The organism is Rhizobium centroccidentale, assembly GCF_030182565.1.
GTDB lineage: Bacteria > Pseudomonadota > Alphaproteobacteria > Rhizobiales > Rhizobiaceae > Rhizobium.
Window position 1 is genome coordinate 1 of record NZ_JAQJCG010000023.1, and the last position, 26837, is coordinate 26837.

A 26837-nucleotide genomic window follows, 5' to 3' on the forward strand; every position below is an offset into this window, starting at 1 on the left:
CGGCGACGGCTCATTACAAACCTCTATCTCTCGATAAAGGCATTGAATCATCAATGTTTCCATACGTCTACAAATATCCGCGCACAGGTCTCCCTAGAGCCTTTCCGCTTTTCTTCGAATCGCGGAAAGGCTCTATCTCTTTGGTTTTACGCAATTCCGGACGCAAAACCGCTTCGCACTTTTCCTGGAATTGCTCTTAGCGGGCGACTTTTGCCCCAGCGGCGCGTTAACGAATGGGCCGCTTAAACACGACCAATCGTATAGACTATTGACACCTGCCGCAATTCTGTCATGATCTCGTTAATGGCAGTTAACTTTCGTGATCCCGATGAGGGGTCACACGTTAAGTGGAGGCAGGCATGTTTTTCATGGGTGGCATGACCATGGGCTATCTTCATCCGCCGGTTCCGGCGAAACGGGAAGGTGCACGGTCCGCTACTCTTTCTGACGAAAACAGCCGCCGCCAGACCGGATCTGCCGAAGAGCAGACGGCCGATGCCAGCGCCATTGAGCGCAGCTTGATTTGGGCCCGCCGCATTCTTTGCTGAAGTGGCATTGCCGATCTTTCGGGTCCTCGAAATCCAGTGGTTTAATTTTTCTCAGCTGATGCTCTGGACGGAAATTCATCTCTACCTAGTTGATAGAAAATATATGAATATTCGTCCCAGGCTTGGCCTGAGAGACATATAAGAAACGAACGGAGGCGACACATGGCGAATTTGGGTATTTCGAATACGCATGTGAATCAGTTCGGTGGTTCCAAGCGCGCCGCCAAGACGCGGCAGAAGATTCAAACGGCTGTTCATGTCGTCCTGTTTTCGGCTGCATTCCTCTTCGTTGCGGCCATTGTTTGCGGTATCGTTGTCTAAGGCGACGTTGGCGGGCGGCGGCTTGTTCCGTTGCTGATGTGAGGCCGATGCGGCCCATCTCTTGAAAATTGACAAGTTTGCGGGTCCGGTCGATCAAGTCTGGCCGTTTTTCTCCTCGTGCAACTTCCGATCTCATTTCATTGGCAAACATTCTCTCCGGCGAAGGCGACAGGGCGCGTCGAGAAGGCGATGAATGCCGTGCCCGACAAGCTCGTCGATGACGAAACCGGATCATCCGGCAGTTCACGCCACCTTTCGCGAAGTCGGCGCGAGATCCGCGCTACATCAAGTCCTAACCGCCTCGTGTGCGGGAGAACGGCGGCCAGTATACCCATGCGGCCATCTGGGTCGTCATGCCGCTGGCGGAGATGGATCCCGGCGGGATGCCTGGCAATTGCTTCGATATGCTGAACCCCATCAACCATGCACGCGATCGTGATCAGTCCGATACCTATCGTGTAGAGCCCTATGTGGTTGCTGCTGCTATCTACGGCGAAGGACAATTGACGGGCCGTGGCGGCTGGACATGGTACACAGGCTCCGCCGGCTCGCCGTATCGCGTCGTTGTCGAAGGCATTCTCGGTTTCCGCGTGAAAAACGGCCGGCTCTTCGTCAAGCCGGCCCCCCGCCTTCGAACTGGGACGGCTTTGCGGCGGACATCGAACTGCCGAGCGGAAATTACCGTATTTCCGTCTCAAAAGCGCCCGATGCAGCGACATACTCGGTCACCATCAATGACAGGGCGATCGCCCATCCCGAAGAGGGCTATCCGGTCGGACAGTAGCGTTTTGCACTGTTTCGCTTCGACGATCGGGGCCAAAAGGGGGAACTCTTTGGCCCCGATTGCATTTGAGTGTCGGAACAGGAGAGTTTTATGAATTCGAGGGCGAATATGAGCCCGGTGCTGGCACAACGCGTGAGTTTGCCGAAGCCGGTCTCCCAGAGGGATACTCGACTGGATGTTCTCAGGGCCTTGGCTCTGATCATGATCTTCATCAACCATGTGCCGGGGCAGATCTTCGAGGATTTCACCTCGAAGAATTTCGGATTCTCCGACGGCGCCGAGGCTTTCGTGCTGATCTCCGGCATCTCCGTCGGTCTTGCCTACGGAACCAAGTTTCTTCCGGGCAGTCGGCTGACAATGGCTTGGAAAGCGGTCAGGCGCGCCTTCACGCTCTATACCGCGCATATGATCACAACCTTCGTGACGCTGGTACTCTTCATTTCCGGCGCGTGGATTTTCCACCAAAAGGGCTTGCTCTGCGAAGTGAACATCCTTGCCCTGCTGATGGACCCGGCGCGCGGCATTCCCGCGCTGCTGACGCTCGGGCACCAGATCGGCTACAATAACATTCTGCCCATGTACGGCGCCCTGTTCCTGATGCTGCCGCTGATCATGCCGTTGGAGGCAAGGAGCCCCCTGCTTCTGCTCGCGATTTCGGTCGCCGTCTGGTTGGTATCCGGCATCTATTACATCGCGCCGCATACGACATTGCTTGACGGCTTCTGGTTCCTCAATCCGCTATCCTGGCAGCTGCTTTTTGTCATCGGCTTCGTCGCCAGCATGCATGTCAAGCGCGGCGGGCAAATTCCTGCTCATCCGGTCCTGATCGCGCTGGCCTGTGCCTATGTGCTCGTGTCCTTCATCTGGGTGACCGACAAGCTATGGGTACTCGGCGACTATCTCGCCACGCTCGGTCTGCCGACCGTCGTCACCGGCTTCGACAAGACCTTCCTGTCCCTGCCGCGGCTGCTGCATGTGTTGGCGCTCGCGTATCTGATCGTTAGCATCCCCGCCATTTCCGCGTTCTTGCGCCGCTCGGCCAATCACCCGCTGACGATCCTCGGGCGGCATTCGCTGAACATCTTCGTTGCCGGCACCATCCTTGCCATGGCAGGCCAGGTCCTTCTCTACGTGACCAACAAGAGCCCCGTCGTCGGTGCTGTCTATGTCGTCTTCGGCATCGCTGTGCAGTTCCTCTATGCCTATCATCTCGAGCACAAGCGGCTTGAGCTTGCCGGCCAGCGTGCGGCGAAGGCGCCTGCAGCACCGATCGCAATGCCTGCTCATTTCGGAAAGCGTCATTGAAGGGTTCTTCCGCGCCGCGTGCTTGCGCGGTTCGGCCTGTCGATCTCCCGTCGTTGTCGAGCGTGCGACGGCCCGGCTCATGGGAATCGGCACTGACAACCGGACGGCCTGCTTAGTTTCGAGTGCAAGTTCTGATCCGATGCCGGTCGGGTGCCGACCCTAACTCCAGTCGGCATTCGTCCGTATTGACCTCCGATCAGAAAACGGAAAGGCCCGGTTTTCCCGCCGGGTCTTTCTTCGTTTTGGCTGGCCTGTATTTGACCGGCGTAAGTTCGTGCAGGTAGAGGCCCTTCACCCTCACCCCGTCTGCGGCAGAGCTATCGCATATGTGGGACGAGCACCGAAAACTCCTGGAACAGGCAGCGATTCAACTGCTTTTAGGAACAAAGCCAATTCCGAACCCAAACAATCGACCAATCTTTTCTAAGGTTTCAAGTGTGGGGTTTGTCATACCTGATTCAATCTCGGCAACTTGGCGCCTTGTAAGTGACAGGGTCTTGGCGAATTCCTCTTGGGTCATTCCGAACCCTTTTCGTATCTCCATCACAGCATCCGGCAGCCTAAGGTCCCCTTGTCGAGCACGCTCCGCCAGCTTTCGTCTGTTTTCAAGAATTTCTTCCTTCGTGGGCTTCTTCCATCGGGCCATTAACATTCCTCAGGCATCACTGGCATGCCGCCACAACGTTATCCGCGATTTCCTTACAGCGCCCCATGGCACGCTCTAACACCTCTGGAGATGCCCCCATGCGCTTCGCCAGCTCTGGTGCGTGCTGTAGATGTTGTGCAAATGCACAGATCGAAGCCGTTAGGAGTTCTTGCTCGGCAGGAACGGGCATCAGTTCAGTGCAAATGCGTTTCCAATCCGGAAGATGGTCGCGACCACCGTCGCGCATCATGGCCCATCGGGTGGAACGGACAATTCCCTCCTTGGCGAGCCGCATAGGAGCGAAGTCAAAGAGCGGAGACAGGCGGACCGTGCCGTCTTGATGCTTGCTGAGTGCTGAATTCCGGCCGTGATTGTCGGGATTGCCCAGCGCTAGGTTAGCGATGTCGCGCTTTAGGTATTCGACTATGTCCGCGAAGGGATCGGCTGAAAATTGACGCAGAACTTCAATATAGGCCTCATGCGTGCCGACATGGCCGAAGTCGGCCACTCCAACCGCTGATACCAGGCTTTCCTGACCCAGTCGGACTGTTTCCCCGCGTTCCATCTTCCTCCGATCGAAACGGGGAATGATCAAGACGCCTTCGGCGTAAGTCGAGGGTTCGCTGACGTTCAGACCAATCTCTTGGGCGATCCGCGAATAGAGGGCTTCGCCTTCCAGAATGAGGCGGTCTACAGGCTCGTTGCTGCGGACCAGCTTGACGATGACATGGCGCATGGCCTCATCGTCGGTGACGAAACTGTCAGGATAGTAGAGCCCGTCTTTCGCCTTGGTCATTGAGACCTTCGGCCATTCGCCTTGGAGGCCGCTTGAGCCAGAGGCGAGCATTCCAAAGCGATCAGCGACTTCCATGAAACGATCTGAGCGCTCAAGAATCTCCGCTTCTGTAACGCCTTGACGCTCAACACCTCGCAATCTTTCCGTTTCGGCTTCAGCCGCTTCCTTGATGCGGATGTTGCCAATGCCACCTGTAGCTGATCGCAGAAGCAGCGGGAGATCGGAGGCGCGCGAGCCTTCCGCGAGCCCGAGGTGTTCGGCAAGCTTTCGCCTTGCATGGCCCTGTGGCATAAGGTCCAAGAGGAAGGGCGGCCAGCTACGGCTATATCGATTTTCGAGATCTACGGGATAACGGACCGACAAGGCGCGATGGTCATGAACTGTCTTTCCGGCCGCAAATTCCGCCGATGCCATTGTAACGAAGTAGTCGAGATCGTAATCGACGATGGACGCGCCCTGAAAGCCGGCGTCGTCGTCCTTTAGCTCTAGGGTCGCAGAGTAATGCCACTCACGATTTAAATGGGTTTGGAGCGTTAGGCGCATTTAATGACCCTTTCAGTGGATCAATTAACGCATCTTTTTTATTTATTCAACCCATCAAAGTGGGTTGAATAATTTCTGTCAAATTGCCAACTACCAAAAACGCGGCCAACGTTTATCGCGGACTAGTGTTCCTATCGACAACATCCAAGATTGCCGTAAGCCGGGCGGAAGCCGCGGCCAGCTTGTATTTCAACGTTTGATGACTGGGTTCCTCGTGGCCCGATGCCGAAGGGTATCGAGATCGGGTCCTTGCGACGCTGGATGTGGAAGAGATCAAGGCCGCATGGCGCGCAATTGTCGAAGGGAAGATGCTGGATTAAGAGGACGATGGCGAATACCGTTCGACCGGATCGTCGGCTATGGTGCTGCTCGACGACGTAATGAATGCCACAGCGTTCCGTACCTAGGTCGAAAAGGTTCTCGTGCCAACACTGATCCCCGGCGACCTATCGTGATGGATACCCTGCCTGCGCATAAAGCCGAAGGCGTGCGGCAGGCTATTGAAGTGGCCGGCTGCCAGCTGCTCTACCACCCGCCCTATAGCCTGGACTTTTAACCCCACCGAAAATGCCTTTTCCAAGCTCAAAGCGCTCCTTCAAGCCAGAGCAAAGCGCACCGTCGAAGCACTGTGGGACACAGTCGGCGAGATCGTTGCGTTTCTCAAACCCCAAGAATGCTCCGACTACTTCACGGCGCGCGGATTGACCTCGCGTAAAATGGGCGCGCTCCAGGCAACAAAAAGCCAGGAGAGCGTCGCTCTCCCGGCTTCGATCTTGGGCCCCTTGCGAAGATCAGGCGGCTTCGTTTTCCGTTGCGTGTGCCTTGCGGACTTCCTCGTCCGTCAGGATACCGCTGGCGCGCAGCAGGGCGGCGAAGCGGCCGTTGCTCTGGCTGAGCTCGTTGAAGCTGCCATTCTCGATGATGCGACCATTGTCCAGGAAGAGGACCATGTCGGCCTCGCGAACCGTCGACAGGCGGTGCGCAATGATGAAGGTCGTGCGGTTCTGGCGCAGGTTGTCGATCGCGGTCTTGACCCGGTTTTCGGTTTCGACGTCGAGCGCACTGGTCGCTTCGTCGAGCACGAGGATCGGCGCATCCTTGAGGATGGCGCGGGCGATCGCGATACGCTGGCGTTCACCACCCGAGAGCTTGTTGCCACGCTCGCCGACGCGGGTATCGTAGCCGCCTTCGCGGGTTTCGATAAAATCGTTGGCGGCGGCGGCCTGGGCGGCGCGGATCATTTCCTCCTGCGTCGCACCTTCACGGCCAAGGCGGATGTTATCGCTGATCGAACGGTTCAGCAGGCCGGCATCCTGGAAGACGGTGGCGATGAAGCGGCGCAGCGACTTGCGGGTCACCTTGGTGATGTCGTGACCATCGACGAGGATCTGGCCCTTCTGCGGATCGAAGACACGCTGCAGCAGGTTGACGAGCGTCGTCTTGCCGGCGCCGGTCGGGCCGACGATGGCGACGGTCTGGCCAGCCTTCACCTTGAAGGAGATGTCGTGCAGGCCCTGCGACGAATTGGCGAAGCCGAAGGAGACATCGCGGAACTCCACTTCGCCCTTGACGTCCTTGATTTCGGCAAGGCCGGCCGGCTCTTCGCGGTCACGAACCGAATCTTCCAGCGTGTAGAAGTCTTCGAGCTTGGCGCGAGCTTCGAAAATCTGGTTGGCGAAGTTGCGCAGCTGCTCCAGGCGGCCGATCAGCACGTTGGCAAAGGCGATGAAGGTGATGAGCGCGCCGAGGCTCAGGCTGCCATCCTGGACAAGAACTGTGCCGATCATCAGGATCGCCATCATGGCGACGGTCGAGGCCGTGCGGTTCAGCGCGCCGGCAAGCGCCCACCAGTCGAGAACTGGATACTGGGCCTCCAGCAGACGTTCGGTGAACGACTTCAGCGCTTTGGTTTCAGCTTCGATGCGGTTGTAGCTGTGCAGCACCGACACGTTGCTGATCGAGTCGCTCACATGCGAGAAGACGGTATTGTAATGGCTTTCGACCGAAGTCTGGCCATCCTTCGTGCGGCTCATGACCAGACGACCGATGATCCAGTAGAAGACACCGAGCAGGACGAGGACTGCGGATAGGCGCAGGTCCATGGCCATGGCCGTAGGGATCATGACGACGAGCGCGACTGCGGTCGTGAGGTGGTTGCGCATGAATTCCAGCCACAGGCCGAACAGCGCTTCGCAGGCGCGAAGCAGCGTGTTCAGCGCACTCGCGGTGCCGCGCTGGCTATGCCAGGAGAGCGGCATCGAGATGATGCGGCCGAATGCTTCTGTTAGCAGGGAGGCGCGGCGGCCATGCGCAAGGCGGTCGGCCTCGCGGGACACCACGATGAAGGCGATAGCACTGAAGACGGCAAAGCCGGCCCACAGCATCATGGTCGGCGTGACGGCTTCTTTCTTGGCAATGGCGTCGAAGATGCGGCCGAACAGAACCGGCTCATAGATGGTGGTCATCGCAAGCGCGATGTTTGCGGCTACGACCATCCAAACGCGGTATCGATACGCGCCAAGATACTTCAGGGCTCTTGCATAGACTTTGAACAGTGACACGTCAGGCACCCTCTGTGCATCAGCAAAACTCGGAATGCTGCGACACTACAGATCGGTACCTGAACCGGCGATTAACGGAATCTGAAGCTGTTTTTTCAGGAGAATTTCCCGCCTGGCGCGTGCTGCCGCAGCGAGGTGCTATCGGTCGCCGCAGAAATGTGACAATTTGGGGACGACCCTGCCGCCATATCGTCCGTTACTATTAAGTCACGCCCAAGGCGGCCATTCAGGGTTGAACGGCAAAAAAATCGCCAAAGGCGTTCAATTTTGCGCCGGCCTGAGTATGTTGCCGGCGATTAAGCGCGCTATGGGGCCTGGCGAGCAGGGTTGCAACGCTCGTCTGCCGACAATTCAGGCTGCGAGGCCGAGGGGTAAATGTGAATATCCATTCGCTAATACAATTGCTTGTGGTCATCGAAGAATGCAAGCTCGCCAAGGACGTCGTGGCCGAACTGGAACTCGTGCTCCGCTCCTATAAGTTCGATTTCTATGGGGTATTGAAACAGACGCGACCGAATGTCGATGTCGCGAATTTCATCCTGGCGGGCCGTTGGCCCGATCAATGGCCGCTGACCTATGTCCGCAAGAGGTACATGCTCGTCGATCCGGTGGCGCGCTATGCCTCCCGGGCGCAGCGCCCCTTTCGCTGGAGCGATGCTGTGGCTGCGCAGAAATCGGATCCGCTCCGGCGCCGGATGGAGCAGATGATGGCGGATGCCCGCGCCAACGGGCTTGCCGACGGCTATCTTTTTCCGATCCACGGTCGGAACGGCCTGCTGGGAAGCATGACGATCGGCGGCGAGGCGGTCGATCTCTCTCCAACAGAGATTTCTGTTTTCGACGCGGTTGCTAGAAAGGTCTTCTGGCGACTTCTGGAATTTCGGGATGAGGCCCCATACTTCGAGAGAGCGGGAGCGGCCGATCTGAAATTGACCAAGCGCGAGATGGAGGTGCTCAACCATCTTGCCGACGGCATGACGTCGATCGAGATCAGCCGGCTGCTTGTCATCTCCAATCATACGGTCGACTGGTACATGAACAGCATCCAGGAGAAGCTTAAGGCCAGAAATCGGCAGCACATCGTTGCCATCGCTTTCAGAAACGGACTTATTCCATAACGGCAACTATTTTGATGTCGGATGTCGCAGGAGAAATTGAACTTCCTGTGACAAGAAGTTAAGAATTCTCTTCGCGGGTGCAGCATTGCCCGTTTCGATGCCGTGAGGAGACAGCATTGCCCATTTCCAAGATCCTGGTTGCCAACCGTTCTGAAATCGCCATCCGCGTATTCCGCGCCGCCAACGAGCTTGGCATAAAAACGGTAGCCATCTGGGCCGAGGAAGACAAACTCGCGCTGCACCGCTTCAAGGCGGACGAGAGCTATCAGGTCGGCCGCGGTCCGCATCTTGCTCGCGATCTCGGGCCGATCGAGAGCTATCTGTCGATCGACGAGATCATCCGCGTCGCCAAGCTTTCCGGCGCCGACGCGATCCATCCAGGCTACGGCCTGCTGTCGGAAAGCCCGGAATTCGTCGATGCCTGCGATGCCGCCGGCATCATCTTCATCGGCCCGCGCGCCGATACGATGCGCCAGCTCGGCAATAAGGTGGCAGCTCGCAATCTCGCGATTTCGGTCGGCGTACCGGTCGTGCCGGCAACCGATCCCTTGCCTGACGATATGGCCGAAGTCGCCAAGATGGCGGCTGAGATCGGCTATCCGGTCATGCTCAAAGCCTCCTGGGGCGGTGGCGGGCGCGGCATGCGCGTCATCCGCTCCGAGGCCGATCTCGCCAAGGAAGTGACGGAAGCCAAGCGCGAAGCCAAGGCCGCCTTCGGCAAGGACGAGGTCTATCTCGAAAAGCTCGTCGAGCGCGCCCGCCATGTCGAAAGCCAGATCCTCGGCGACACGCATGGCAATGTCGTGCATCTGTTCGAGCGCGACTGTTCGGTTCAGCGCCGCAACCAGAAGGTCGTCGAACGTGCACCGGCCCCCTATCTCAGCGATGCGCAGCGTCAGGAGCTGGCGTCCCATTCGCTGAAGATCGCCAAGGCGACGAATTATATCGGCGCCGGCACCGTCGAATATCTGATGGATGCAGACACTGGCAAATTCTACTTCATCGAAGTCAATCCGCGCATCCAGGTCGAGCACACGGTGACCGAAGTCGTCACCGGCATCGATATCGTCAAGGCGCAGATCCATATTCTCGACGGCTTTGCCATCGGCACGCCGGAATCGGGCGTTCCGAAGCAGAAAGACATTCGCCTCAACGGCCATGCGCTGCAGTGCCGCGTGACGACGGAAGATCCGGAACATAACTTCATTCCGGATTACGGTCGCATCACCGCCTATCGTTCTGCATCCGGCTTCGGCATCCGTCTCGATGGCGGCACCTCCTATACCGGCGCGATCATCACCCGTTACTATGATCCGTTGCTGGTGAAGGTGACCGCCTGGGCGCCGAACCCGCAGGAGGCGATCGCCCGCATGTATCGCGCACTGCGCGAATTCCGCATCCGCGGCGTGGCGACGAACCTCACCTTCCTCGAAGCGATCATCACGCACGAGAAATTCCGCGACAACAGCTACACGACGCGCTTCATCGATTCCACGCCGGAACTGTTCCAGCAGGTCAAGCGTCAGGATCGCGCCACCAAGCTTCTGACCTATCTCGCCGACGTCACGGTCAACGGACATCCGGAAACGCGCGGCCGTCCGGTGCCTTCGCCCAAGGTTGCCGAGCCTGTGTTGCCCTACATCGACAGTAATATCCCCGACGGTACCAAGCAGTTGCTGGACAAGCTCGGCCCGCAGAAATTCGCCGAGTGGATGCGCAATGAAAAGCGCGTGCTGATGACCGACACGACGATGCGGGACGGCCATCAGTCACTGCTTGCCACCCGCATGCGTACCTATGATATTGCCAGCGTCGCCGGCACCTATGCACGCGCCCTGCCGCAGCTCCTTTCGCTAGAATGCTGGGGCGGCGCCACCTTCGACGTCTCCATGCGCTTCCTCACGGAAGACCCGTGGGAGCGTCTGGCGCTGATCCGCGAGGGCGCGCCGAACCTGCTGCTGCAGATGCTTTTGCGCGGCGCCAACGGCGTCGGCTACACCAACTATCCCGACAATGTCGTGAAATACTTCGTCCGCCAGGCGGCCAAGGGCGGCGTCGATCTCTTCCGCGTCTTCGACTGCCTGAACTGGGTCGAGAACATGCGCGTGTCGATGGATGCCGTTGCCGAGGAGAACAAGCTCTGCGAGGCGGCGATCTGCTATACGGGCGATATCCTCAACTCCGCGCGGCCGAAGTACGATCTGAAATATTACACCGATCTCGCCGTCGAGCTGGAAAAGGCCGGCGCCCATATCATCGCGCTGAAGGACATGGCGGGCTTGCTGAAGCCGGCTGCAGCCAAGGTGCTGTTCAAGGCGCTGCGCGAGGCGACCGGTCTGCCGATCCACTTTCACACGCATGACACGTCGGGTATTGCGGCTGCGACGGTACTCGCTGCCGTCGATGCCGGCGTCGATGCCGTGGATGCGGCGATGGATGCGCTGTCGGGCAATACCTCGCAGCCCTGCCTCGGCTCGATCGTCGAAGCACTCAAGGGCTCCGAGCGCGATCCGGGCCTCGATCCGGAATGGATCCGCCGGATCTCCTTCTACTGGGAGGCCGTTCGACACCAGTACGCCGCCTTCGAAAGCGATCTCAAGGGACCAGCTTCGGAAGTCTATCTGCACGAAATGCCCGGCGGGCAGTTCACCAACCTCAAGGAGCAGGCCCGCTCGCTCGGTCTCGAGACCCGCTGGCACAAGGTGGCGCAGGCCTATGCCGATGCCAACCAGATGTTCGGCGATATCGTCAAGGTGACGCCGTCCTCCAAGGTCGTCGGCGACATGGCGCTGATGATGGTGAGCCAAGACCTGACGGTTGCCGATGTCGAGAACCCGGCCAAGGATATCGCCTTCCCGGATTCGGTCGTTTCCATGCTCAAGGGCGATCTCGGCCAGCCGCCGTCCGGATGGCCGCAAGCGCTGCAGAAGAAGGCGCTGAAGGGCGACAAGCCCTATACCGTCCGCCCCGGCTCGCTGCTTGCCGAGGCCGATCTCGATGCGGAGCGCAAGGTCATCGAGACGAAGCTCGAGCGCAAGGTCGACGATTTCGAATTCGCCTCCTATCTGATGTATCCGAAGGTCTTCACCGACTATGCGCTGGCCGCCGACACCTATGGCCCGGTCTCGGTGCTGCCGACGCCGGCCTATTTCTACGGTCTCAAGGAAGGTGATGAACTCTTTGCCGAGATCGAGAAGGGCAAGACGCTCGTCATCGTGAACCAGGCGATGACGGCGACCGACGAGAAGGGCATGGTGACTGTCTTTTTCGAGCTCAACGGCCAGCCGCGCCGCATCAAGGTGCCGGATCGCGCCCATGGGGCTTCCGGCAGTGCGGTGCGCCGCAAGGCCGAGACCGGCAATGCCGCTCACGTCGGCGCGCCGATGCCGGGCGTCATCTCAACCGTCTTTGTCTCGCCCGGCCAGGCGATCAAGGCCGGCGACGTGCTTGTTTCCATCGAGGCCATGAAGATGGAGACGGCGCTGCACGCGGAAAAGGACGGCACGATCTCCGAGGTGCTGGTGCGCGCCGGCGACCAGATCGACGCCAAGGATCTGCTCGTCGTCTATGGCGCCTGAGCGGCAAAGGACGGCTTTCAATCCTGGCAGCTGACTGAAACGCTGAATGTCTTCCGTCGCAAAGCCTGGCTATTGCCGGCTTTGCGACGGAGTTTTTTTAACCCGATTTGTGGGCATGCCGCCCGACGATGGCGGCCCAGATTGCCGCCAGCAGCGCGAGCAGTGCGGATGCCAGCATCAGCGTGAAAAGCGTGTGGATCGTTGGCGATCGGGCAATGAACAGCCCGCCGATCGAGCCGATCAGTGCGCCACCGGCAATTCGCATGGCAGCGGCAAGCCCTGCTGCCGTTCCCACAATATCCGATTTGACCGACATGGCGCCGCTATTGGCGGCCGGCATGGTCAAACCGTTGCCGATGCCTATGAAGATGCAGGGGCCGAAGAGCGCCAGAACCTCAGTCATGCCCGATAGCGACAAGGCGAGCCCAATTGACAGGCCGATGCAGGTCAGCAGCCGCGCGATGATGAGGATTGTGCCGATGGGGATTTTTGCGCCATAGCGACCCGCGAGATAGCTGCCGAGAATGAAGCCGGCGGGAACCATGCCCATATAAAAGCCTAGCCTGGCGCTCGAACCGCCGAGCGCATCACCTATCGTCAGCGGCGCTCCGCCGAGAAAGATGTAGAGCACGCCCATCGAGCAGGCCATGCAGAGCGTATAGGCCCAAAAACGCGCCGAACGCAAAAGCAGGACATAGGAGGCAAGATAGTTTCTGCGTGCAGCGGACGCGGGCGCTTTCGATCCCTTCAGTTCGCGCAAGGACAGGAGGAAGGCGGCGACGCCAAGGATCGCAAGGACTATGAAGCTTGCCCGCCAGCAGAAAATCTCGTCCAGCGAACCACCGAATAGCGGTCCGACCATCGGCGCCAATGCCCATCCCATTGCGAGATAGCCGAACTTGCTGGCAGCCTGGCGCTCGTCGGATGTTTCCTTGATGATGACGAGGGCGACGGAATAGCACGGTCCGATGCAGGCCTGCATCATGCGGCACAGCAGGAAAATGCCGATAGTCGGAGCGAGAACGCAGCCGAGCGAGGCGATGATGAAGATTGCGAGCGCCGCCAGGACAACCGGTCGGCGTCCGAACCGGTCCGATATCGCTCCCCCAATCGCTTCCAGGAACGCAGTCACGATGGAAAAGCCGGCGACGGAGAGGTTCACGAGAGCGAAATCGGCATGGAATGCCGCCGATATCTTCGGCAGAGACGGCAGGATCATATTCACGGGCAGCACGGCAAGCGCCGAGAGCAGGATGAGGGTTATCAGCCGCGGCTGTTCGGCTGCTCTTTCGGTGATCGTGTCGTCGGTTGCTTGGTTGGATGAATGATCGATGCGGCTTTTGGGGCGCGTCATGGCCTTGTCCATCGTGTGTGGGGAAGTCGAGGGAGATCTGACGAGGCGTTGCCTGGACTCCAGGCAATAAAAAAGGCCCCCGTCAGGAGCCTGCTTACCGCGCATGGGTGCTTTCGCCGGATGGCTACGCCATCCTGCCCATGCGCCTTCCTACCACTACGATAACGAGTGCCGTGTTCATGGCACTAGAGCTAACCGCAAAGCTGCGCAGCGTCAATGCGCGGCTGCCCCAATATGACGCCGTTTCGACCCGGGTTGGCGGGCTCAAATATCGTAGCTGAGCCCGGAATTCAGCGTGGAGATGAATTGCTTCGTCCGCTCCTGTGCCGGGTTGGAGAAGATATTGCGTGAGGAGCCGGTCTCGACGATGTTGCCCGCCTCAAGGAACACGACATTGTTGGCGATCTTGGAGGCGAGGCGCAGATCGTGCGTTGCCATGACCATGGTCGTGCCTTCGTTGGCGAGCTTGCCCAGCACGTCGACCACTTCGGCCGCCAGTTCCGGATCGAGCGCCGAGGTGGGTTCGTCGCAGAGCAGCACGCGCGGCGAGGGGGCGAGCGCGCGGGCGATGGCGACACGCTGTTGCTGGCCGCCCGAAAGCGTCGAGGGCCAGGCATCTATCTTGTGCGCCATGCCGACCTTGGTCAGAAGTTCGACTGCGCGGGCGCGGGCCTTGTCTGCCGGCCAGCGCAGCACAGTGGTCAGCCCTTCCATGACATTGCCGATCGCGGTCTGATGCGGAAAGAGCTGGAAATTCTGGAAAACCATGCCCGTCTGGCGGCGGATCTTCTGGATGTCCTGCCAGGATGGCTTCTTGCCCGGCTGGAAGGTGGCCGTCTCCCCGCCGATGCGGATCGTTCCGGCGGTTGGGATTTCCAAAAGGTTGATGCAGCGAAGCAGCGTGCTCTTGCCGCCGCCCGAAGGCCCCACAAGCGCCGTCACCGTTCCCTCGGGGATCATCAGGCTGATATCCTTGAGGATGACATTGTCGCCGAAGCGCTTTTCGATATGCGAAAGCTCGATCATGCCTGTGCCTCCAGCGTGCCGCCCGAGCGGGCGAAGCGGCGTTCGAGGTAGCCCTGCAGCGTCGACAGAAAGGTGCTGAGCACGAGATAGATGATGGCGGCCTCGATATAGAGGATCAGCGGCTCATAGGTCGTCGCCACGATGCGCTGCGCGGCCTGAAACAGCTCCGGCACGGTGATGGCGGCGGCGAGCGACGTATCCTTGACCAGCGAAATGAAGGTGTTCGACAGCGGCGGCACGGCGACGCGGGCTGCCTGCGGCAGGATGGTGCGGCTCATCGCCTGGCGCCAGTTCATGCCGATCGAATAGGCGGCTTCCCACTGACCCTTCGGCACGGAGGAAATGACGGCGCGAATGATTTCGGACGTATAGGCGCCGACGCTCAGCGTAAAGCCGATGATGGCTGCGGGGAAAGCGTCGAGCAGGATGCCGAGGCTCGGCAGGCCGTAGAAGATGACGAAGAGCTGCACGAGAAGCGGCGTACCGCGGATCACCCAGACATAGAAGCGGGCGATGGCCACGAACGGCGCCGGGGCGAACAGCCTGACGACGGCGGTGAGCAGGCCGAGCAGAAGGCCGAGAACGAAGGTAATCAAGGTGAGCGGGATGGTGAAGACGAGCCCCGCCCAAAGCAGCGTGCCCAGTGACTCCCACATCAGTTGCAGCCAATGCTCCAAGGAGAAGCCTTTCGATAACAGAATGCGTCCGGAGGTGACCCCGGACGCATCTTTTTCACAGTTTTATGTCTCTGCCTATGCCTTCTTACTTCGAAACGTCCTGGCCGAAGTATTTCTTGGAGATCTTGTCATAGGTGCCGTCGGCCTTGATATCGGCCAGCGCCTTGTTGATCGCAGCAAGCAGTTCCGGCTCGCCCTTGCGGATGATGACGGCGGAGAAATCGGCATTGGCCTGCTGGGCGACGATCTTCACCGGCGCGTCGGGCTTATGCTTCTTGAAATCGAGGAAGGAAAGGCTGTCGTTGATGGTGGCGTCGGCGCGGCCGGTCAGAACGAGCTGGATCGACTGGTCGAAACCGTCGGTGCCGACGAGTTCGGCGCCGGATTCCGTTGCGAGCTTGCCGAAGTTGCTGGTCAGCGACTGTGCCGCCTTCTTGCCCTTGAGATCGGCGAAATCCTTGATGGCACTGTTGCTGTCCTTGACGATCAGCACGGCCTTGGAGGCGATGTAGGGCTCGGAGAAGTCATACTTCTTTTTGCGCGCTTCGGTGACGCCGACTTCGTTGATGACGGCATCGTAGCGGTTGGCGTCGAGGCCGGCGATCAGGCCATCCCACTTGCCTTCCAGGAACTGCGCCTTGACGCCGAGCTTGCCGGCGATGGCTTCCGCGATCTCGACGTCAAAGCCGGTCAGCTTGCCGCTTTCGTCATGAAAGGTGAAAGGCGCATAGGTGCCTTCCGTGCCGACCTTGAATACGCCGGCCGACTGGATCGCCTTGAGGTTTTCGCCAGCATGGGCGGGGAGCAGGAACGCAGCCTGCACGAGGGCGGCGGCGGCAACAGTCTTCAACCAGTTCATCGTTCTCTTCCGTTTCTGGAGCGGTTTCATTCAATGTCGCATACATCGCAGAAAAATTGCATCGCGAAAGCGTAGAAAACTGCGGGATAAATGGGCAATTGCGAATATTTTTCTCAAAAGATCGGGATTACGCTGCTAAGAGCGCCGCCGCTCCCGCTTATCGTCAAGAATCGCCGGCCGCGTGACATGAGCGGCATGGTGACAATTCTCAACACCGCCCTATTTCGTCATCTGATTATTGTCCCGGTGCGGCATCCTTCGCGCAAGGCATGTGCGTCGAACATGCGTCCTGGCGGCTCGCTGCGAGACGCCGGCAGCGATCAAATGGCGTTTCTATCACAAAGCAAAAACACAAGAATCTATCTGACACAGCCGGAGAGGTAACGAATTGCCTATCGATGCGCGCTGGCGGCTTCGGCCGATTACCGGGCTTGATATCGCGGTCGCGTCTCTTTTTCTGATTCTGAGTTTGTGCACCATCTCGCCGACCTTTGCGGCGGAAACGATCGAGCGGCCATCGAAATGGATCGGCCGTGTTGCGGCCAGCGATGCGGCTTTTGGCTGGCCCGGCAGCGGTTTTGCGTTGCGTTTCGAAGGCACCTCGCTCTCGGTTACCCTCGTTGACACCGGACAGAACAGCCTGGAGATCGAATTGGACGGCGTTCCCCAGCGCCTTGACCTGCAGGCAGGCCAGCACCGATACCAGCTTGCCGATAGCTTGCAGCGAGGCGTCCATAGCGTTCGCGCGACGCGTCGCACCGAAGGATGGGTTGGCGATACCACATTCGTTTCCGCCGAAACCGACGGGTCGTTTCTTCCAGTGGAAGCATCGGCCGAAGAGATGGTGGCAATAGGAGACTCCATCACTGCAGGCTACGGCGTCGAGGGTGTCGGTCCCGGCTGCAAATTTACCCCCGGAACTGAAAATCAATATCTGACATATGCCGCCGTTGCCGCACGTAATCTCGGGATGGAGCTTACGACGCTCGCGGTTTCGGGAATCGGCCTTTCGCGCGCTCGCAAGGGCACGAAAACCATGCCTGACGTCATCGACAATGGGACGCTGTTGAGAAGCGGTGCGCCCGGTCTTCCCGACGAGCGCGTTTCCGCCGTCGTCATCAATCTGGGGACGAACGATTTTTCGGACGGCAAGCATCCCGACGATTTCGGCGGGGAGTACGCCAAGCTTCTCTCCAGGCTCAGATATCAGTTTCCAAAAGCGTATCTTTACGCCGCGCTCGGTCCGATGATGCCTCAGAAGGACTTCGATACGGCCGAGAAAGCAATCAAGGCCGTCGTCCAGACGAGCGCCGCGAAAGGCGAAAGCCGCCTTCGATATCTGAATTTACGCGTCAAACCGAAGGATTTTGGATGCAATTGGCATCCAAGCCGCAGCACGCAGGCGGCAATGGCGGATTTGTTGGAACAAGCAATCAAAGCGGATCGGGGCCGTCATGGTTAACGAGCAGGTGCTTTCCATTCGGCGGTCAAACTCGAAACAATTGGACTCTCTCCAGTTTCTCCGATTTGTGGCCGCCTTCTCCGTCGTTCTCTTTCATTTCGGACGCACACTCGTGCTCGAGTACCATGTCGATCGCAATTATTTCGACATGGGTGCTGCCGGCGTCGACATTTTCTTCGTTCTGAGCGGCTTCATCATCAGCTACTCCTCCGATCCGGGACGGGGGCTTGTCTATTTCGCACGCAAGCGCGTTGCGAGAATAGTTCCGCTCTATTGGTTGCTGACGCTGGTGATCGTCTTGATCGCGCTCGTGAAGCCCAACCTGCTCAATTCGACTGTGGTGACCGTGGAGACGGTCATCAAATCTCTTCTTTTCATCCCTTATCAGAAAAGCGGAGGCGCCATACAGCCGATCCTTTTCCTGGGTTGGACGCTTTGTTACGAGGTGTTTTTCTACGCAATCTATGGCGCCTGCCTGATCTTTGGCGCCAGGGCAACCTGGTTCGCCTCCGCAGTCATCCTCTTCCTGATCGCGTTGCACGCGATTTGGCCCGCGGGATCTGTCGAATGGCGTTTCTATACAAATCCGATATTGATCGAATTCGTTCTCGGCATGATGCTTCACAAGGCATATTCGGCTTACAGCGCCATCAGGAGCGGATCGAATGCTGCCGCCTTCGTGCTCGTTCTCCTGGCATGCGGGGCTTACTTCTTCATCGTGACACTTGCCGGTCCCAGTCTCTTTGCCTCAAGCCTGTTTGCGGTCCTGTTCGTCGCTGGCTTCCTGCTCATGCGGATGCCGTCCGGGAAACTATGGGCCATTCTGGTTCTGCTGGGAGACGCATCCTACTCGCTCTACCTCATTCACCCCTATACGTTTCAGCTTCCGGTCAAATTGCTGGGCAAGCACCTCTCCCTGCCCGTTGCGACCGGGATATTGGCGCTGGTCACGCTTTGCACGATCGGGATCTCGGTGGCGCTTCTCAAGTTCTTCGAGCGGCCGATGCAGGCTCTTTTGATGCGGCGGCCACAACTTGTCGAGGGAACTGCCGCCGTGGCGGAGTGAAATCCAACGCCGCGGTGCGGGTTGGAAGCTTCGCTCGGGAGGCAATCTTGGTTTGTGCCCGAGGGAGGCGCATTGATCCACCTCAAGCCGCCGCCGTCCGCCGCTTCATCCGTTCGCTGATAATGATGATGAAGCCGGCGCTCAGGATCAGGATGGCGCCGATGAAGGTGTTGGCGCCGGGGATGTCGCCCCAGATCAGGTAGCCGAGCAGGAAGGCCCAGACGAGCGAGGTGTATTCGAATGGTGCCAGCACCGAGACGGGAGCCTGGCGCATGCCTTCGAAAAGGGCAAGCTGGCCGGCGCCGGCGATGATGCCGGTCAAGGCGAGCAGGACGATCTGGAACGGCGTCGGCGTGTGCCAATGGATGATCGCCATGCCCGCGGTTAGGATGATGAACAGGATGTTGGAGACGGCCATCTGGATATGGCTCTTCTCGTGCAGCGCCGTCTTGCGCAAGAGCACCATGCCGCATGCCCAGAGGACGGCGGCCTGCAGCGCCAGATAGACCGGCCAGGAAATCGAGAGGCCGACGGGATTGGAGGCGATCACGACGCCGCAAAAGCCGACGCCAACCGCCATCCAGCGGGCGACGGTGACCTTCTCGCGCAGCACGATGGTCGCGAGGATAGTGCCGACGATCGGAGCGGCGTAATAGAGCGTCGTCACCTCGGCGAGCTGCAGATAGGACGCCGCCGAATAATAGGAAATCCAGGCGATGAGAATGATGATGCTGCGCACGATCATCGGCTTGATGATCGGCGAGCGCGCCACCTTATGAACGAGCGCCGGGCCTTCGAAGACGAAGCAGCCGGCAAGGATGGTGCAGCTACGGATGAACAGGACCTGCCAGACGGGGATGGAGGCGACGAGCAGCTTCACAGCCGAATCATGGGCAGTGAACAGCATGTAGGCAAACACCGTAAGCAGGATGCCATAGCCGATGGAGTTTTTCACGAGGATGCACCAGAGGATGACCCGGCTTGGGCCGGCCGAAGAATCTTTCAGGCCTCAACCGATAGGAGCCTACTTTTTTCGCGTCAATAGGACATTTCGCCGATGGCGTGCACATATGAATGATTTATTCGGGGTTGTGGTGTCTTTGCCTCCGCTTTAACAGACGGAGACGAAAAGTGACTGCGGCGGTCTGTTTCGGTCGTTGCGACTTCAATCGATTTAAATAGACTGCGATGCCGATCTGGGGGGAATTTTGATGAACGACAGGGCTGGATTCGAGGGTCTCGAGGTGCGCAGGAGTGGATTTTTCACCAAACCGCGTGCGGCCGTTTCGTTGATGTTCCTGTTGAACGGCTTCATGGTTGGGTGCTGGGCGCCGAAAATCCCCGAATTCGCCGAGCGGCTTCAGCTGACGAAATTCGAGCTCGGCCTGATGATCCTCGTCTTCGGCGTCGGCTCGCTCGTCATGATGCCGCTTGCCGGCGCTCAGATCGCGGTGCGCGGCTCGCGTGTCGTCGTGCGTGCCTTTGCGGTGCTGCTGCTGCCGATGATTCTGGCGCTGACGCTGACGCCGAATGTCTGGACGGCGGCCGTCGCGCTCTTCCTCTTTGGCGGTTTCATCGGCGCCATGGATGTGGCGATGAACGCCAATGCCGTCTCGGTCGAAAAATCCATGCGCCGGGCGATCATGTCTTCCTGCCATGCCTTCTGGAGCCTCGGCGGTCTGCTAGGCTCGGCGATGGGCGGCCTGCTGATCTCGCGCTGGGGCATTCTTGGCCACGCCGAAGCCTCGACCGCGATCGCCGTTGTTTTTCTGGTCGTTGCCTGGCCGATGGTCCTCAGCGATCAGCCGCATCATGATGAGGCCAAACCGAAGGCGAAGCTGCCGATGATTCCGCTGCCCTGGCTCCTCGGCATTGTCGCGTTGTTCTGCATGGTGCCGGAAGGTGCGGTGCTCGACTGGAGCGCGCTCTATCTCAGTCAGGAAAAAGGGGCGTCGGTGGCGCTGTCGGGCTTCGGCTTCGCCGCTTTCTCGGCCACCATGGCGACCATGCGCTTTGCCGGCGATTTCGTCCGCGATTGGCTCGGCGCGATCAAGACATTGCGCGTCTGTACGGTCTTTGCCATCATCGGCATGCTGACGGCAGCACTTGCGCCAAACGCCGCGATCGCCATTCTCGGCTTTGCACTCTGCGGCATCGGCATTTCCAACATGGTGCCGATCGCTTTTTCCGCCGCTGGTAATATTCCGGGGCTGCAGCCCGGCATCGGTATTTCGGTCGTCACGACGCTCGGCTATTCCGGCATGCTGGTCGCGCCGTCCGCGATCGGCTTTGCCGCCGAGCATGTCGGCTTCTCGCCGGTCCTGATGGCACTGCCGGTGCTGCTGCTCGTCGTGCTGGCCTTCTCCTCACTGGCGCGCTACGCTGACGGCATCGGGGATGCCAAGCATTAATTTCGTCGCTTTTGATCGGTAACGGCTAAGCTCCGTCCGATCAAAAGAGATCGCCGGAGCGGTTGACAACGACCGCTTCGTGATCCACCTGAAAGGCACCCATTTTCGAGGCCTGCGAGAGCTTTCCATGTCGTCCGCCACCGATTTCGATCCGAAACCGCGCCGTTCCTCCGTTGCCGTCGATGTCGGCGGCGTGATCGTCGGCGGCGGCGCGCCCGTCGTCGTGCAGTCCATGACCAATACCGACACGGCCGATATCGATTCGACCGTCGCCCAGGTCGCCGCACTTTATAAAGCCGGCTCGGAACTCGTGCGCATCACCGTCGATCGCGATGAAAGTGCTGCCGCCGTGCCGAAGATCCGCGAGCGGCTATTGCGTCTCGGAATGGACGTGCCGCTCATCGGCGATTTCCATTATATCGGCCACAAGCTGCTCGCCGATCATCCGGCCTGCGCCGAGGCGCTGGCGAAATACCGCATCAATCCCGGCAATGTCGGCTTCAAGGACAAGAAGGATAAGCAGTTCGCCGAGATCATCGAGATGGCGATCCGCTACGACAAGCCGGTGCGCATCGGCGTCAACTGGGGCTCGCTCGATCAGGATCTTTTGACCGCGCTGATGGACAAGAATGCTGCCGAAGGCTCGCCGCTGTCGGCCCGGCAGGTGACGCGCGAGACCATCGTGCAGTCGGCGCTGATCTCGGCCGATCTTGCCGAGGAAATCGGTCTGCCGCGCAACCGCATTATCCTGTCGGCCAAGGTCAGCCAGGTGCAGGATCTGATCGCCGTCTATTCCATGCTGTCGGAGCGTTCCGATCATGCGCTGCATCTCGGCCTTACCGAGGCCGGCATGGGCTCCAAGGGCATCGTCGCTTCGTCGGCCGCCATGGGCTATGTGTTGCAGCATGGTGTCGGCGATACGATCCGCGTTTCGCTGACGCCGGAGCCGAATGGCGACCGTACCCGCGAAGTGCAGGTGGCGCAGGAATTGCTGCAGGTCATGGGCTTCCGCCAGTTCATTCCCGTGGTTGCGGCGTGTCCCGGCTGTGGCCGCACGACCTCGACGGTCTTCCAGGAATTGGCGCAGAACATCCAGAACGATATCCGCAAGAACATGCCGGTCTGGCGCGAGAAATATCCGGGCGTCGAGGCGCTGAACGTCGCCGTCATGGGCTGCATCGTCAACGGTCCGGGCGAAAGCAAGCATGCCGATATCGGCATTTCGCTGCCCGGCACCGGTGAGACGCCAGCCGCCCCGGTCTTCATCGACGGCCAGAAGGCCATGACGCTGCGCGGCCCGAACATCGCCTCCGATTTCGAGGCGCTGGTTACCGACTATATCGAAAAGCGGTTCGGCCAGAAGACCGTCGCGGCGGAGTGATCGGCTATCGCATCTGAATAAATGCCCCTCACCCCAGCCCTCTCCCCGTTTTGACGGGGCGAGGGAGCGACATCACCAAGCCCCTTCGCCCCGTAAAACGGGGAGAAGGTGGACTCTCACAGTCAAGCGAAGCGGACTGTGAGAGGACGGTTGAGGGGCTCGCCTATCCATAGGCGATTGTCCTAGCCTCTCTCCATTTGCATTGATGCAATTCCTGGTGGAAAACCGCTTTGCGCTTTTCCTGGAATTGCTTGGCTCGGATCAGATATTGCTCGTCAGCAGCTTGATGCCGGCAAAGCAATAGAAGCCGGCCATGGCGCCCTCGATCCAGCGGCGGGCATTGCGATAGATTTTCAGCGCATGCGATGTCGAAAACAGGATCGCATAGCCCATGAACGCCAGAAGACCAGTCGTGCCGCAGATGGCGATGATTAGCACCGCCACGGAAGCGGGCGCGCCCTGCGGCATGCCGAGCGCGATGATGGCCAGCCAGGCGAAGATCGCCTTGGGATTGGTGACGTGGATGCCGTAGCCGCGCAGGACCAGCGATTTGAAACCAGGCGTCTTCTGCTCCATCGTGGCTGCCTGCAACTCGCCGCCGGCACGCACGGCACGGAATGCCTTATAGGCGAGATAGAGCAGATAGATGCCGCCGAAGATCTTCAGAACTTCCAGCGCCATCGCATAGGTCTGCAGCAGCGTCGCAAGGCCTGCCGCTGCGGCAATCGCCCAGGTCATCGATCCCCCGAATATGCCGAGCGAGATCGTCATGCCGGCCTTGCGGCCATGGGTCATCGAGGTGCCGATAATGGCCATGATGGCGGGGCCGGGGCTAACGACGGCAATAATGTAGGCGATATAGGCCGGCAGGATCTGCGGCAGGTAGGCAAGGGTCTCATGCATGGAAGATTTCCCGGGGGTGTTCGGCCGGCGCGGAGAATTCTGCGTCTACAGGCCAATACGGAACGGGAATGTGTCATAAATCCCGGCGGAAATCATCCGGCGCAATCATGGATTCTTGTGATGGTGACATTTCCTGGCCGAATGGATGGCCATGGCTGAATGGGCCACGGGCCGGTCGCTGCTGCCGAGTGGGTGGCTCATCTCGGGCAATACCATGAAGGCGCTTCGGGATCAGCTTTTGCGGTTTGCGACGAAGCGGGCGGTTTCCATCAGAATATCCGCCTTGCGGCCATAGGCGGACAGCAGGCCGGCTGCTTCGTTTACCAGCCTTGCGAGCGTCGTTTCTGCCCATTCCTGCCCGTGCAGGGCGACCAGCGTGCCCTTGCCGCGGCCGGCATCCTTGCCGGTCGCCTTGCCCATGGTGGTGGCATCGGCTGTGAGGTCGAGAAGATCGTCTGCGAGCTGGAAGGCAAGGCCGATCTTTTCGCCGAAAGTCCTGAGGCGTTTGCGATCTTCGGCCGAGGCACCGGCGATAATGGCGCCGGCCTCGCAGGCAAAGCGGATCAGTGCCCCCGTCTTCATCGCCTGCAGCGTGGTGATGCCCTTTTCGTCGGGCGTTTCTTTCTCCGCGGCGAGATCAAGCGCCTGGCCGCCCGCCATGCCGCCGATGCCGGCTGCGCGCGACAGTGCCAGCACTAGCGCCATTTTTCGATCCGCTGGCAACTCCGTCTCGGGGGCGGCGATAATGTCGAAGGCGTAGGTCAGCAGGCTGTCGCCGGCCAGAATCGCCGTGGCGTAATCGAAGGCGATGTGCACGGTCGGCTGGCCGCGGCGCAGATCGTCGTCGTCCATGGCGGGCAGGTCGTCATGGACGAGGGAATAGCAGTGTACGCATTCGAGTGCGGCGCCGACCCTGAGCGCTGCCTCGGCATTGCCGCCGAGAAGGGCGGCCGATTCCATGACGAGGAAGGGACGCAGCCGCTTGCCGCCGTTCAGGACGCCGTGGCGCATGGCGCTCAGCAGCCTGTCGGGGCGGACGATCTCGTCATTCAGGCTACCGTCGGCGAGAAGCCGGGTCAGCAGTGCCTCGGTCTTGCCGGCATTGTCCTTGAGGCGGTTCTCGAATGAGGAATGGGTGCTGTCCATGGGCGCTGTTTGGCATGAGAGCCCGTTGCTGGCAATGACAATTGTCGACGCGGGGTGGGAATTGCGCCGCACTCTGGTCATCGCTTTGTGTAGACGGTATGACGGGATGGAGCATCAGAACGTTTCCCGGATGCATGAAGGGGTTGTACCGGGATGGAGCGATCGTGGACGTCAGGCACTTGGACATATCGACTGATAGTGAGGAGGAGGAAGCCGAGGTGCCGCAACGCTCCTCCCCGTTGGCGCGCTTCAAGGCAAGGCCAATCTGGCAGCGCGTCGTCCTTGTGGTGATCGGCGTCCTGCTGCTGCCCTATCTCTTCATCGTCTTTTATCTGCTGCCATTCGTCCACCCCGTTTCCACCCTGATGATAGGCGACGCCGTTACCTTTCAGGGATATGACCGCCGCTGGGTCCCGCTGGATAAAATCGCGCCGGTGCTGGTGAAATCCGTCATGGTCTCGGAAGACGGACAATTCTGTTATCACGGCGGCGTCGATTGGGGCGAAATGCGCGCGTTGGTCCAGGAAACGCTGCGCGGCAAATCCACCCGTGGGGGCAGCACTATCCCGATGCAGACCGTCAAGAACCTGTTTTTATGGAACGGCCGCTCTTTCGTACGCAAGACGCTGGAATTGCCGCTTGCGGTTTCCGCCTCGGCCGTCTGGTCGAAACGCCGGATGATGGAGATTTATCTCAATATCGCCGAATGGGGGCCAGGCATTTACGGCATCGAGGCGGCGGCGCGCTACCATTTCAAGGTGCCGGCCTCCAAGCTCACGGCACGTCAGGCGGCCCTCCTCGCCGTTTCGCTGCCGAACCCGATCGACCGGGTGGCGAGCAAGCCGGGAAGAGGTCTCAGCCAGCTCGCCGCGCTGATCCAGCGCCGCGCGCGCAATGCCGACGCATACATCAAATGCCTTTATGACTGATATCAGAACTTATCGTTCGATCGGCTTGTCGTCCTCTGGCATTCTTGACCGTGATGAAAGGGCGATATGAGTCATTTCAAAGAATTCTTTCCCTTCAGATTCCGGCACTGAAAAGGAACATGCGATCATGGACAAGCTCACGCTTTATATCGGCAATAAGAACTATTCGTCCTGGTCGTTTCGGCCGTGGATTGCGCTGGAGGGGTGTGGCATTCCTTTCGAAGAGGTGCTGATACCTTTCGATTTTCCAGGCGGAAATCCGCGCATTCGGGAGGTGTCGCCGACGGGCAAGGTGCCGATGCTGGTTCACGGCGGCTTCAAGGTATGGGAATCCTTCGCCATCATCGAATATGCGGCCGAGCTTTTCCCGGATGCCGGGCTTCTGCCGAGGGATCGTCAGGCGCGTGCGCTCGCGCGATCCTACAGCATGGAGATGGTGTCGGGTTTCAGTGCCCTGCGCAACGCCTGCCCGATGAACATGCGCCGTCCGGTCGCCCGCCGCGATCTCCCCGATGGAGTGACGGCGGACGTGGCGCGTATCGAGGCCATCTGGCGCGAAGCGAGAGCCTTTTCTGGCGGCCCTTTCCTGTTCGGGAATTTTTCCGGCGCGGACGCCATGTTTGCCCCCGTCGTCAGCCGTCTGGAGCGGTATGACATCGCGGTTGCGGCGGATACGCGGGACTATATGGCAGCCGTGAAGGCGCTGCCTGCCTGGCAAAAATGGGAGGAAGCCGCATTGCAGGAAACATGGACCGTGCCGGAGGACGAGGACTGATGCGGTCTCGACTATCCGCGAATCTGGCGCGATGGCCAAAAAATGCTATTAGGGACTGGTCAAAGCCCGCTAAGCCATGTATAAGCCCGCCCAATTTCCGAAATTGATGCATGTCTGTTTCGGCCGCCTTGCTGGCCGTGGATATGTTTCGTCCGTACATGGAGTAACGAGAATGGCTGTACCGAAGAGAAAAACGAGCCCGTCCAAGCGCGGTATGCGCCGCTCTGCTGACGCCCTGAAGGCTTCGACCTACGTCGAAGACAAGAACTCCGGCGAACTGCGTCGCCCGCACCACATCGACCTGAAGACGGGCATGTATCGCGGCCGTCAGGTTCTGACGCCGAAGGAAAGCGCATAATCCAGCGCTGCCTTGATGGCATGAATGAAGAGGCTGGCGTTTCGCCGGCCTTTTTCTGTTTTGATGGGGGGGTGCTGGGATGCGTGAAAGCGGCCTAATGGTATCCCGAAAGGCTGCTCCCCCTCTGTCCCTTTCGGGACATCTCCCCCACAAGGGAGAGATTGTTGGGAGTATGCTGCTCGTCCCAATGTGAACTTACGTGCCGGTTTCAACAGATCGGCTGTTGAGCTGAGGCAGGGAGGCGCCGCGATTACCGATCTCCCTCTTGTGAGGGAGATGTCACGTCAGTG

23 protein-coding genes and 1 pseudogene are annotated in these 26837 nt (G+C 59.5%); 14 read left to right on the forward strand and 10 right to left on the reverse strand.

The window, feature by feature from the left end; genetic code table 11:
• Positions 1 to 359 precede the first annotated feature (359 nt).
• The 4 genes from PH562_RS24540 to PH562_RS24555 all read left to right on the forward strand — a co-directional run bounded on the left by PH562_RS24540 (position 360) and on the right by PH562_RS24555 (position 2958).
• Entirely contained in the window at positions 360 to 548 is a 189-nt protein-coding gene (locus PH562_RS24540) for a hypothetical protein (protein WP_113231310.1), read from the forward strand.
• Between the two features lie 162 nt (positions 549 to 710).
• Positions 711 to 869 (forward strand): hypothetical protein, encoded by a 159-nt coding sequence (locus PH562_RS24545; RefSeq protein ID WP_167078058.1) that lies wholly within the window; start codon positions 711 to 713, stop codon positions 867 to 869.
• A gap of 353 nt (positions 870 to 1222) precedes the next feature.
• A complete protein-coding gene (locus PH562_RS24550) occupies positions 1223 to 1747 on the forward strand; it encodes a GH36-type glycosyl hydrolase domain-containing protein (RefSeq protein ID WP_483315377.1) in 525 nt (174 codons plus the stop codon).
• A gap of 14 nt (positions 1748 to 1761) precedes the next feature.
• Positions 1762 to 2958 (forward strand): OpgC family protein, encoded by a 1197-nt coding sequence (locus PH562_RS24555; protein WP_285176393.1) that lies wholly within the window; start codon positions 1762 to 1764, stop codon positions 2956 to 2958.
• A gap of 367 nt (positions 2959 to 3325) precedes the next feature.
• Here the strand turns inward: PH562_RS24555 and PH562_RS24560 are convergent, their stop codons facing one another.
• Together PH562_RS24560 and PH562_RS24565 are read right to left on the reverse strand one after the other, a co-directional pair.
• Positions 3326 to 3604, reverse strand: a complete 279-nt coding sequence (locus PH562_RS24560; RefSeq protein ID WP_285176300.1) for a helix-turn-helix transcriptional regulator — start codon at positions 3602 to 3604, stop codon at positions 3326 to 3328.
• Positions 3605 to 3620: 16 nt separating this feature from the next.
• Positions 3621 to 4943, reverse strand: a complete 1323-nt coding sequence (locus PH562_RS24565; protein WP_285176302.1) for a type II toxin-antitoxin system HipA family toxin — start codon at positions 4941 to 4943, stop codon at positions 3621 to 3623.
• A 329-nt stretch (positions 4944 to 5272) separates the two neighbouring features.
• On the opposite strand from PH562_RS24565, the pseudogene PH562_RS24570 reads away from it, so the two are divergent.
• Positions 5273 to 5644, forward strand: a pseudogene (locus PH562_RS24570) (transposase); the annotation flags it as partial.
• Between the two features lie 90 nt (positions 5645 to 5734).
• Here PH562_RS24570 and PH562_RS24575 read toward each other — a convergent pair.
• Positions 5735 to 7504, reverse strand: coding sequence for a glucan ABC transporter ATP-binding protein/ permease (locus tag PH562_RS24575; RefSeq protein ID WP_285176304.1), 1770 nt, complete (start codon positions 7502 to 7504; stop codon positions 5735 to 5737).
• A 377-nt stretch (positions 7505 to 7881) separates the two neighbouring features.
• Between PH562_RS24575 and PH562_RS24580 the strand changes: the two genes are divergently transcribed.
• Positions 7882 to 8622, forward strand: a complete 741-nt coding sequence (locus tag PH562_RS24580; RefSeq protein ID WP_285176306.1) for a helix-turn-helix transcriptional regulator — start codon at positions 7882 to 7884, stop codon at positions 8620 to 8622.
• Between the two features lie 116 nt (positions 8623 to 8738).
• Complete coding sequence (gene pyc / locus PH562_RS24585; protein ID WP_285176308.1) at positions 8739 to 12200, forward strand: pyruvate carboxylase; 3462 nt, start codon at positions 8739 to 8741, stop codon at positions 12198 to 12200.
• A 97-nt stretch (positions 12201 to 12297) separates the two neighbouring features.
• Here the strand turns inward: pyc and PH562_RS24590 are convergent, their stop codons facing one another.
• The 4 genes from PH562_RS24590 to PH562_RS24605 all read right to left on the reverse strand — a co-directional run bounded on the left by PH562_RS24590 (position 12298) and on the right by PH562_RS24605 (position 16116).
• A complete protein-coding gene (locus PH562_RS24590; RefSeq protein ID WP_285176310.1) occupies positions 12298 to 13554 on the reverse strand; it encodes a multidrug effflux MFS transporter in 1257 nt (418 codons plus the stop codon).
• Between the two features lie 264 nt (positions 13555 to 13818).
• Positions 13819 to 14580, reverse strand: coding sequence for an amino acid ABC transporter ATP-binding protein (locus PH562_RS24595; RefSeq protein ID WP_113231317.1), 762 nt, complete (start codon positions 14578 to 14580; stop codon positions 13819 to 13821).
• Positions 14577 to 15257 carry an amino acid ABC transporter permease gene (locus PH562_RS24600; RefSeq protein WP_015341657.1) on the reverse strand — a complete coding sequence of 227 codons (681 nt, stop codon included), beginning with the start codon at positions 15255 to 15257 and terminating at the stop codon, positions 14577 to 14579. Before PH562_RS24600 ends, PH562_RS24595 begins: the two co-directional genes overlap by 4 nt.
• 85 nt (positions 15258 to 15342) lie before the next feature.
• The gene (locus PH562_RS24605) at positions 15343 to 16116 is read right to left on the reverse strand and encodes an amino acid ABC transporter substrate-binding protein (protein WP_285176312.1); all 774 of its coding nucleotides are present in this window, start codon (positions 16114 to 16116) and stop codon (positions 15343 to 15345) included.
• 388 nt (positions 16117 to 16504) lie between these two features.
• Here PH562_RS24605 and PH562_RS24610 point away from each other — a divergent pair, with 388 nt between their 5' ends.
• Positions 16505 to 17578 carry an SGNH/GDSL hydrolase family protein gene (locus PH562_RS24610; RefSeq protein WP_285176314.1) on the forward strand — a complete coding sequence of 358 codons (1074 nt, stop codon included), beginning with the start codon at positions 16505 to 16507 and terminating at the stop codon, positions 17576 to 17578.
• Entirely contained in the window at positions 17571 to 18644 is a 1074-nt protein-coding gene (locus PH562_RS24615) for an acyltransferase family protein (RefSeq protein WP_285176316.1), read from the forward strand. The genes PH562_RS24610 and PH562_RS24615 overlap by 8 nt, the downstream gene beginning before the upstream one ends.
• An 82-nt stretch (positions 18645 to 18726) precedes the next feature.
• Here the strand turns inward: PH562_RS24615 and PH562_RS24620 are convergent, their stop codons facing one another.
• On the reverse strand, positions 18727 to 19599 hold the full coding sequence (locus tag PH562_RS24620) for a DMT family transporter (RefSeq protein ID WP_285176318.1): 873 nt from the start codon (positions 19597 to 19599) through the stop codon (positions 18727 to 18729).
• Positions 19600 to 19855: 256 nt separating this feature from the next.
• Here PH562_RS24620 and PH562_RS24625 point away from each other — a divergent pair, with 256 nt between their 5' ends.
• Positions 19856 to 21055 (forward strand): MFS transporter, encoded by a 1200-nt coding sequence (locus PH562_RS24625; protein WP_285176320.1) that lies wholly within the window; start codon positions 19856 to 19858, stop codon positions 21053 to 21055.
• A gap of 127 nt (positions 21056 to 21182) precedes the next feature.
• Complete coding sequence (gene ispG / locus PH562_RS24630) at positions 21183 to 22436, forward strand: flavodoxin-dependent (E)-4-hydroxy-3-methylbut-2-enyl-diphosphate synthase (RefSeq protein ID WP_285176322.1); 1254 nt, start codon at positions 21183 to 21185, stop codon at positions 22434 to 22436.
• A gap of 261 nt (positions 22437 to 22697) precedes the next feature.
• Here ispG and PH562_RS24635 read toward each other — a convergent pair whose 3' ends face one another.
• Together PH562_RS24635 and PH562_RS24640 are read right to left on the reverse strand one after the other, a co-directional pair.
• Positions 22698 to 23339, reverse strand: a complete 642-nt coding sequence (locus PH562_RS24635) for a LysE family translocator (protein WP_285176324.1) — start codon at positions 23337 to 23339, stop codon at positions 22698 to 22700.
• A 231-nt stretch (positions 23340 to 23570) separates the two neighbouring features.
• Positions 23571 to 24485 carry a polyprenyl synthetase family protein gene (locus PH562_RS24640; protein ID WP_285176326.1) on the reverse strand — a complete coding sequence of 305 codons (915 nt, stop codon included), beginning with the start codon at positions 24483 to 24485 and terminating at the stop codon, positions 23571 to 23573.
• 134 nt (positions 24486 to 24619) lie between these two features.
• On the opposite strand from PH562_RS24640, the gene mtgA reads away from it, so the two are divergent.
• The 3 genes from mtgA (at position 24620) to rpmF (ending at position 26547) form a co-directional block, all read left to right on the forward strand.
• Positions 24620 to 25414: a monofunctional biosynthetic peptidoglycan transglycosylase gene (gene mtgA / locus PH562_RS24645; protein WP_285176328.1), complete on the forward strand. Its 795-nt coding sequence runs from the start codon at positions 24620 to 24622 to the stop codon at positions 25412 to 25414.
• A gap of 127 nt (positions 25415 to 25541) precedes the next feature.
• Positions 25542 to 26189, forward strand: coding sequence for a glutathione S-transferase family protein (locus PH562_RS24650; protein WP_285176330.1), 648 nt, complete (start codon positions 25542 to 25544; stop codon positions 26187 to 26189).
• Between the two features lie 172 nt (positions 26190 to 26361).
• Positions 26362 to 26547, forward strand: coding sequence for a 50S ribosomal protein L32 (gene rpmF / locus PH562_RS24655; RefSeq protein WP_006724402.1), 186 nt, complete (start codon positions 26362 to 26364; stop codon positions 26545 to 26547).
• The last annotated feature ends 290 nt before the right edge of the window (positions 26548 to 26837 follow it).

Excerpts from the sequence above, each read along its gene's own strand:
- PH562_RS24540 (WP_113231310.1), top strand. The coding sequence starts at position 360 with ATGTTTTTCATGGGTGGCATGACCATGGGCTATCTTCATCCGCCGGTT.
- PH562_RS24545 (WP_167078058.1), top strand. The coding sequence starts at position 711 with ATGGCGAATTTGGGTATTTCGAATACGCATGTGAATCAGTTCGGTGGT.
- PH562_RS24550 (WP_483315377.1), top strand. The coding sequence starts at position 1,223 with ATGCCGCTGGCGGAGATGGATCCCGGCGGGATGCCTGGCAATTGCTTC.
- PH562_RS24555 (WP_285176393.1), top strand. The coding sequence starts at position 1,762 with ATGAGCCCGGTGCTGGCACAACGCGTGAGTTTGCCGAAGCCGGTCTCC.
- PH562_RS24560 (WP_285176300.1), bottom strand. The coding sequence starts at position 3,604 with ATGGCCCGATGGAAGAAGCCCACGAAGGAAGAAATTCTTGAAAACAGA.
- PH562_RS24565 (WP_285176302.1), bottom strand. The coding sequence starts at position 4,943 with ATGCGCCTAACGCTCCAAACCCATTTAAATCGTGAGTGGCATTACTCT.
- PH562_RS24590 (WP_285176310.1), bottom strand. The coding sequence starts at position 13,554 with ATGACGCGCCCCAAAAGCCGCATCGATCATTCATCCAACCAAGCAACC.
- PH562_RS24595 (WP_113231317.1), bottom strand. The coding sequence starts at position 14,580 with ATGATCGAGCTTTCGCATATCGAAAAGCGCTTCGGCGACAATGTCATC.
- PH562_RS24605 (WP_285176312.1), bottom strand. The coding sequence starts at position 16,116 with ATGAACTGGTTGAAGACTGTTGCCGCCGCCGCCCTCGTGCAGGCTGCG.
- PH562_RS24615 (WP_285176316.1), top strand. The coding sequence starts at position 17,571 with ATGGTTAACGAGCAGGTGCTTTCCATTCGGCGGTCAAACTCGAAACAA.
- PH562_RS24625 (WP_285176320.1), top strand. The coding sequence starts at position 19,856 with ATGAACGACAGGGCTGGATTCGAGGGTCTCGAGGTGCGCAGGAGTGGA.
- ispG (WP_285176322.1), top strand. The coding sequence starts at position 21,183 with ATGTCGTCCGCCACCGATTTCGATCCGAAACCGCGCCGTTCCTCCGTT.
- PH562_RS24635 (WP_285176324.1), bottom strand. The coding sequence starts at position 23,339 with ATGCATGAGACCCTTGCCTACCTGCCGCAGATCCTGCCGGCCTATATC.
- PH562_RS24640 (WP_285176326.1), bottom strand. The coding sequence starts at position 24,485 with ATGGACAGCACCCATTCCTCATTCGAGAACCGCCTCAAGGACAATGCC.
- mtgA (WP_285176328.1), top strand. The coding sequence starts at position 24,620 with ATGAAGGGGTTGTACCGGGATGGAGCGATCGTGGACGTCAGGCACTTG.
- PH562_RS24650 (WP_285176330.1), top strand. The coding sequence starts at position 25,542 with ATGGACAAGCTCACGCTTTATATCGGCAATAAGAACTATTCGTCCTGG.
- rpmF (WP_006724402.1), top strand. The coding sequence starts at position 26,362 with ATGGCTGTACCGAAGAGAAAAACGAGCCCGTCCAAGCGCGGTATGCGC.